Raw genomic sequence first — 5,945 nt, 5'->3', positions numbered from 1 at the left:
GGCAGCCAGTCTTGGGTATTGGAGGACGAGATGAAAAAGAAACTGAATCTCATCAGCAAAACGACGAACATCCGGAGCCCTAAAAAGGACGGAAAGGAGAAGATGATGAATAAATATCAAGAAGCGTTAAATTTCTTATGTGATCATGCGATGGAGTACATCGAAGATTTTGATTGGGAAGAGCGTGAATGCGGGGATTATTACCCTTTAGACAAAGAAACACTTAATGCAAATAAATCTGTGCTACAGGAGCTTATTGACAGAGCGACGCCGGTGAAACCCATCAAAGACGCTGAATCAAAGATACGTTACATGCAAACGTACACATGCCCTAACTGCGGAGGCGGATTTAGCGGCACCATATCTAACTTTTGTTATCATTGCGGCCAAGCGCTGGATTGGGAGAATGAAAATGAATAAATATAAAAAATTAGCTGAGAAAGCAACGCCACAAAAACCATTTGAGCGTCGTGAAGTCTTTGAATCTTACCCTAGAGATCAACGAGTCGTTACGGTTTATCTATGTCCGAGATGCGGCATAAGCTTAAGCTCATTCGACAGGCCTAATTACTGTGAAAACTGCGGTCAAGCGCTGGATTGGAGAGATGACCAATGACCCCCGCACTGCTCGCCGTCGCCTTTGTGGTGCTCGTGCTGCTGATTGATCGGATGGGAGGTGATCGTTGATGACCGCCTCTGAGCTCCAGGCGGCCATCCTGGCCACCAAACAACAAATAGCCAACACGATGTCGCCGATGCGCAAAAGAGACATGCAGCGCCACCTGGCACGACTCAGGCGTAAGCTGCGAGCGGCAATGAGAGGCAGTCGCTGATGTGAGAGCTATAAAGACATACGCTCTGTACGACACCAGAGACAACGATCTTTGTGTATTTGTCGGTACGGTACCGGAGATCGCTCAATTTTTTAAGATGCAGCTCACCGCGGCGTACCACAGCATCAGGCAAGGACGCAAATTTAAAAAACGATATCGGGCAGAGTTGATCGGTGTTGACAGGAGGGATGGCGGTGGACGAGAGGATCAAAAGGACCAAGGATAAGCTGCGAGTGTACGGATCATACTCCCGTGAGATTAGCAAGTTGAGAGTATGGCTGCTTGATCTTAGCACCTATCTTTGGCTGCATGAGGATTGGCCAGAGCAGGCAGCTAGAGAGATGCGCATCAGAGGCTTAGATAACAAGCATCCACCAGGCCAGCAACTCTGTGTGCAAAAGGCTGCCGTCGAGGCACAGCTGGAGCAGCTGTACACCGCAAGATCTGCCTTAGGCTTGGATGACTGGCTTGACAGCTTAAGCCAGGATGACCGTCAGATCATCCAACTAGTTTACGAGGAGGGGTACAGCTATCAGGCAGCTGCGCCTATGGTCAATATGTCAAAAACAGGTTTACAGTATCGTATCGATCAAATTTGTAAAAGTCCGTACGCGTACGGTTGACTTTTGTGATACTATACGCGTGTAAGATGCCAGAGGGTATCTGAGCCGATAGTAGCGTCCCCACGATACGGGATCGGCGTGAGATCGGCGGTCACAGAAACGTTAGCGGTGGATGAATTCTAAGTGAACCCATTTGCGCAAGGCACTCAGTGATGAGTGCTTTTTCTTTGGTTTCCGGCTGGTTCTTTCTCCTTCTGGTCGGATGAGGCAGGATGTTCTTTTCCCCTCTACTTTCTAAAACTCACTGCCCCGCGTATCGCCTTGCGGGGTTTTAATTTACATTTGACGCGTTGGAGGTGATAGGATGCGCGGTAAATATGAAACCCATGTAAAACCTAAGCTGGATCTGATTGCTCAGTGGGCGCGTGACGGCGCGATTGAGCGGGACATTGCTAAAAAGCTCGGCGTGTCTGAGAGCACCTTTAGTGGATACAAGAAAGAGCACCCTGAGCTGATGGAGACGTTAACCGTTAACAAAGAGGTCGCGGATGCCAGAGTCGAGAGTGCGCTGTATAAACGAGCAATCGGATATGAGTACACAGAAACCAGCAAAGAGGTTGGCCCTGATGGTGTGAAAATAAAAACAACAACCAAGCAGGTAGCACCTGACGTCACAGCGCAGATCTACTGGCTAAAGAACCGTAGGCCAGATCGCTGGAAGGATAAGCAGGACATCAGCATTGAGGGAGCTTTAAAAGTGGAGATTATCAATGACATCCCAAAACCTACCGACACGGATTAGACTCACGGAGCTGATTGCCCCGTCTTTTTACGATCTGTATTGGGATGTTGTCGAGCACAAGCACACTCACTACAAGCTCGCCGGCGGACGTGGATCCACTAAGTCGTCGTTTATCAGCATCATGATTGTGCTAGGCATGATGTCCAATCCCGATGCCAACGCGATGGTGCTGCGCAAAGTTGGCAGGTATCTTGAGGAGTCGGTATTTGAGCAGCTGCTGTGGGCGATTGAAAAACTCGGTGTTGATCACCTTTGGCGGCCTAAATACTCACCCCTCGGTTTAACCTATTTGCCGACCGGACAGCGTATCGTATTTAGAGGAGCTGATGAGCCTAAGAAGATTAAATCCGTTAAGCTGCAGCATGGCTACTTCGCCTATACCTGGTACGAGGAGCGGGATGAGTTTGATGGTGACGAGGAGGAGCGCACGATCAACCAGTCCCTGATGCGCGGTGGCGACAAGTACTGGGTGTTTTATTCCTGGAACCCGCCAAAGAGTATCAATAACTGGGTCAATCAGGATGTGCTGCTGCCGCGGGAGGACACGATCGTGCATCACAGCGATTACCGATCGGTTCCGCGGGAGTGGCTTGGTCCTCAGTTTTACATCGAGGCTGAGGAGCTTAAACGTAACAAGCCGATGGCGTATCGGCACGAGTACCTCGGTGAGGCAACCGGCACGGGTGGCCAAGTATTTGACAATGTCACGATCCGGGAGATCGCCGCGGATGAGCTGGCAGTCTTTGACAAGATCCATCATGGCTTAGACTTCGGCTTTGCGGCAGATCCGCTGGCCTATGTTAAAAATCACTTCAACAAGACGCGCCGACGTCTTTTTATTTTCGGCGAGTTGTATCAGGTTGGGCTGTCCAATGCCAAGGCAGTCCAGCAGATCAAGCTGCTCAATCCACTTAACCAGTTAGTTGTCGCGGACAGCGAGGATCCGCGGACGATCAACGAGTTTCGCGAGCTGGGCTTGCGGATCATCGGGGCTAAAAAAGGGCCGGGATCCGTCGACCACGGAATCAAGTGGCTACAAGATCTCAACGAGATCATTATCGACCCACGCTTTTGCCCTAATACAGCTCGGGAGTTTTCGAGCTGCGAGCTGGAGCGAGATAAAAACGGCAACTTCAAGGGATCATATCCCGATAAAAACAACCACAGCATTGACGCCACCAGATACAGTCTGGAGGATCAGATGATCATGAGTAAAGCTAAAGCCCGTCGGAAATCCCGGTACGGCATCGTGTGAGGTGATAACATGGAAAAAATGAAATATATCGGAGAATTTGATGAACAGTATTTAGATAAATCGAGAATCCTGCAGCTGATCAATGCGCACAGAAGTACAGAAGGCGTGCGGATCCATCGAAGCTTGGGCTATTACGAAGGTCATCACGAAATATTGCGCCGAAAAAAGAAAAACGAAGCGGCAAGCAATAACCGACTTGTATGTAATCACGCCAAGGATATTGCAGATACGGCCACCAGTTACTTTTTATCTGCTCCGATCACTTACAGTACCAGTGACAAGACGATGGATATCGATCGTCTTACCGACTACTTTGATATGGCGGATGTCGACGAAACAGATCACGATAACGCCTTAGATATGTCACGAGCTGGCATAGCGTATGAGTATATCTACGCTGCGCAGGATGAGGCACGGCCTTTGATCAAAAATTTAGAGCCACAACACACATTTTTGGTATACGACGACACGATTGAAGAAAATGTGTTGTTCGGCGTTTATTACTACTGGATTGTGGATGCATCGACAAAGCAGGAAATTTATAAAGCGGTCGTGGCCACCCGGCACTATGTCCACACCATCGACATTATCAACGATTCTATGACTGTGCAAAGCAGCGCAGATGATCCAGTACCTCATCTGTTTGATGGTGTACCAATCGTTGAGTATCGCAACAACAAAGACGGGATTGGCGATTATGAGCAACAAATCAGCTTGATCGACGCTTACAACACGCTGATGTCAGATCGCGTGAATGACAAGGAACAATTTCTGGAAGCTATCCTGGTGCTCATTGGCGCGCTGCTTGGCGATGACGAAAAGGAAACAGGGGAGGCTGCAAAGCAGATCAAAGACCTGGGTATCTTGGAGCTGCCGCCAGGTGCCAGCGCGGAATATATCACGCGAACCTTTGATGAATCCTCGGTCGAGGTACTGAAAAAGGCAATCAAGGATGACATTTACACCTTTTCACACGTACCTTGCCTGACCGATGAGAACTTTGTCGGCAACAGCTCCGGCGTGGCCATGGAGTATAAGCTGCTTGGCTTGGAGATGATCACCAAGACAAAAGAGCGCTACTACACGAAGGGTCTAAAACAGCGTATGCGCTTGATCTGTAATTATCTCGGTTTAAAAAATATCGCGTTGAATCCTGCCGCGATCATCCCAGAGTTTAAGCGCGGACTGCCGAAAAATATGTTGGAACTGTCGCAGATGATTGCGAATCTGACCGGCGCAGTGAGCCAGAAAACTTTGATCAGTCAGCTGGACTTTGTTGAGGATCCGGATGCGGAAGTGGAAGCGGTAAGACAAGAAAATCAGGAAAAGATTAAGCAACAACAGCAGGCCTTTGGAAACTATGCAGAGGGTGATCCTGACGATCAGGCAGAGCCGCAGAAGGACGAAAAAGAACTAAATGAGTAATCCTGACTACTGGCAGGAACGTGCCGAGAAACGCATCCACAGCGCCCATAAGAACAGTGATAAGACAATCAAAGAGATCACTGCAGCTTATCAGCAAGCCATTGACGATCTTAACAAAGACATTGAAAAAATCTTTTACCGATACGCTAAAAAGAATGATCTGTCCTCCGTAGAGGCAAAGGACATCTTGAATCAGAAGATCAGCGAGAGTGAATGGAATCAAATTAAGCTGCAGATTAGCTCAATTAAGGATCCAGTTATAAAAAAACAGCTGCGGGCGAAGCTGGAAGCTTCCACTTATGGCTCGAGAATCGACCGGCTGGAAGCGTTGAAACAAGACATCTACATCAAGACAAAGCAAGTGGCAGATGTGGAGCTGCAGAAGTCTACCGAGCTGTATAAAAAAACAGTTGAAGACAATTATTTACACAATGTTTTCGACTTCCAGCAGGGGACTGGGTACGCCTACGAATTTGCGTCTATGTCTCCGGAACATGTTGAGGAAATCCTAAAAAACAACTGGAGCGGGAAACATTACTCAAAGAGTGTCTGGGACAATACAGATGTTCTTGCAGAGAAGCTGCAACAGACGTTAACTGCGGGACTGATGTCAGGAAAAAGCTATAAACGTATGGCAGCGGAGCTGACAGAACTGACTAGCTATGGTCAGTATGCAGCTGAACGCTTAATCAGGACAGAAACAGCTTATCTGATTGAAGAATCAGATAAGGCTGCGGCGATTGATCGCGGAACGAAAGTCAGAATTTTCCGAGCAACCTTAGATTTGAAAACGTCGAAGATTTGCCAGGAGCATGACGGAAATCGAGTACCGATTGAAAAATCAGTGCCTGGAAAGAACGTGCCTCCGTTACATCCGCATTGCCGATCGTGGATGGAAGAAGAAATTGAGGGCTATGAGCATCGGATCCGCGCTGCTAGAGATCCAGTCACGGGAGAGCGTGTAATGGTTCCAGCGGAAATGAAATATGTAGACTGGTATGATAAGTACGTTAAGAATAATCCTGAAGCGATGGCAAAAGAAAAGGCACTCAAAAACTACCAATTGG

Annotated in this window: 7 protein-coding genes; all 7 read left to right on the top strand. The window is 48.3% G+C overall.

The genetic code is table 11. The features are described 5' to 3' along the window. Window positions 1-420: hypothetical protein (locus I2D94_RS17690; RefSeq protein ID WP_229056950.1), on the top strand; the 420-nt coding region annotated here is incomplete at its 5' end. After that, window positions 413-616 carry a hypothetical protein gene (locus tag I2D94_RS17685; RefSeq protein WP_195397858.1) on the top strand — a complete coding sequence of 68 codons (204 nt, stop codon included), beginning with the start codon at window positions 413-415 and terminating at the stop codon, window positions 614-616. The genes I2D94_RS17690 and I2D94_RS17685, both read left to right, overlap by 8 nt. A 411-nt stretch (window positions 617-1,027) precedes the next feature. After that, window positions 1,028-1,456, top strand: coding sequence for a sigma factor-like helix-turn-helix DNA-binding protein (locus tag I2D94_RS17680; RefSeq protein ID WP_195397857.1), 429 nt, complete (start codon window positions 1,028-1,030; stop codon window positions 1,454-1,456). A gap of 304 nt (window positions 1,457-1,760) precedes the next feature. After that, on the top strand, window positions 1,761-2,198 hold the full coding sequence (locus tag I2D94_RS17675) for a helix-turn-helix domain-containing protein (RefSeq protein WP_195397856.1): 438 nt from the start codon (window positions 1,761-1,763) through the stop codon (window positions 2,196-2,198). Continuing rightward, window positions 2,167-3,453: a PBSX family phage terminase large subunit gene (locus tag I2D94_RS17670; RefSeq protein WP_195397855.1), complete on the top strand. Its 1,287-nt coding sequence runs from the start codon at window positions 2,167-2,169 to the stop codon at window positions 3,451-3,453. The genes I2D94_RS17675 and I2D94_RS17670 overlap by 32 nt, the downstream gene beginning before the upstream one ends. Before the next feature lie 9 nt (window positions 3,454-3,462). After that, a complete protein-coding gene (locus tag I2D94_RS17665) occupies window positions 3,463-4,878 on the top strand; it encodes a phage portal protein (protein ID WP_195397854.1) in 1,416 nt (471 codons plus the stop codon). Beyond that, on the top strand, window positions 4,871-5,945 hold a 1,075-nt coding region (locus tag I2D94_RS17660), incomplete at its 3' end, for a minor capsid protein (protein ID WP_195397853.1). The genes I2D94_RS17665 and I2D94_RS17660, both read left to right, overlap by 8 nt.

This window comes from Holdemania sp. 1001302B_160321_E10 (assembly GCF_015552275.1).
Classification (GTDB): domain Bacteria; phylum Bacillota_I; class Bacilli_A; order Erysipelotrichales; family Erysipelotrichaceae; genus Holdemania.
Note: the sequence above shows the minus strand (reverse complement) of the source record. Positions and strands in the feature narration are given on the sequence as shown.